Source organism: Streptomyces sp. NPDC057428, from assembly GCF_042803195.1.
Classification (GTDB): domain Bacteria; phylum Actinomycetota; class Actinomycetes; order Streptomycetales; family Streptomycetaceae; genus Streptomyces.
This window is the reverse complement of the sequence record NZ_JBHVCT010000234.1, coordinates 1-1,271: the sequence shown is the minus strand read 5'-3', so window position 1 is coordinate 1,271 and position 1,271 is coordinate 1. Positions and strand designations below refer to the sequence as shown.

Genomic DNA, 1,271 nt, shown 5'->3' with positions numbered 1-1,271 from the left:
ATCGCCCTCGTCATGCTCACCCTCGCCGGAGACAAACCCACCCTCCCCGGCCGTCAAGTTGCTACAGAGTGACCCACACATACGGCAGGAGAGCCGGATTTTGCATGCACTGGACAGTCCGACAGGAATTCGACCGCCGGGCCGGGCGCCAGCAGGGTTGGGGCGCCGGCCTGCTGGCGGTCGCGGCAGCACTGTGCCTCTGGTTGGGCTACCTGTTGTTCATGCCGTTCACCGTGCACGACTACCAGGACGAGATCGCCTGTGAGGCGCCCGTGTTCTACGACGACGAGAGCACGTCGTACAGCCGGGGCACGTGGAAGCAGTGCGGCGCCGAGCGTGACTGGCCTGAACTGCTCGCAATCGGTCTCCTGGCCGTACCACCCGCCGTCGCCGGCGCGGCGCTGTTCACGAACGGAAGCGCACGAAAGCACGCGACCACTCATGTCTTCCGCGTCCTGGAGATGCAGGAGTCCGAGGAGCGCGCACGCCAGAAACGCCGTCCGGCAAACTGAGCGAATAGCGAAGCCACCCTTACTGGGCTATACCACGCATGATTGCGGAGTGCTGGTCCAGGTGGATGCGGTTCAGCTGTTCGCAAGTAGCGGCCCGGCCCGGGTTGAGTGAGGAAGCCTCGACGGGGGAGACGTCCCAGTCGGCTGCAGGTGACGTTCATGGCCGGGTCGTCGGTGCGCATGCCGAGGAGTTCCTGTAAAACGCCTGAGCGGGGTGGGTGTCGAAGGCGTTCACCAGGACTGGTAGGTGGTGGTCAACTCGGGGTGCTTCCAGTCCGGTTCCGGACAGGGCGAGTCCCGCGAGCGAACATGCCCGCCAGCGAGCCTGTCTGTCGGCGCCAGGACCGGGGCGTCGCACCACTCATGGCCGGGCACGTGTGTACAGGGCAAGCGCGGCGGCAAGCGCGAGTGTGCCCGATCCGACCAGCGCGAGCGAACCGGGGGAACTGATCACACGGTAGGGACCGATGGCCAGCACAGAGCGCCGTGCCTGGATGGACAGCGCACTTGCGGTGCTCTGAATGGACCCCAGCGACACCAGGGACATGGCGGAGCCGATCGAGCCGACGGACATCGAAGAGCCGATGGAGCCGACGGACAGCACACTGCCGACCGAACCGACGGACAGCACGGAGCCCACGGAGCCGATGGACAGGAATGAGTCCTTACGACCTTGGGGGAATTAGTGATCGTCCCGGTCGGGCCGTGACATGAGAAGGACCGCACGGGTTAGGTGAGTTGTGAAGCTTTCCTGGGCCC

At 65.5% G+C, this 1,271-nt stretch carries 2 protein-coding genes; one reads left to right on the top strand and one right to left on the bottom strand.

The window, feature by feature from the left end; all coding sequences use genetic code 11:
• Positions 1–104 precede the first annotated feature (104 nt).
• Positions 105–512, top strand: coding sequence for a hypothetical protein (locus tag ACFU5K_RS31960; RefSeq protein ID WP_384068269.1), 408 nt, complete (start codon positions 105–107; stop codon positions 510–512).
• A gap of 361 nt (positions 513–873) precedes the next feature.
• Here ACFU5K_RS31960 and ACFU5K_RS31955 read toward each other — a convergent pair whose 3' ends face one another.
• Complete coding sequence (locus ACFU5K_RS31955; RefSeq protein ID WP_384068266.1) at positions 874–1,152, bottom strand: hypothetical protein; 279 nt, start codon at positions 1,150–1,152, stop codon at positions 874–876.
• Positions 1,153–1,271 lie beyond the last annotated feature (119 nt).

Excerpts from the sequence above, each read along its gene's own strand:
- ACFU5K_RS31960 (WP_384068269.1), top strand. The coding sequence starts at position 105 with ATGCACTGGACAGTCCGACAGGAATTCGACCGCCGGGCCGGGCGCCAG.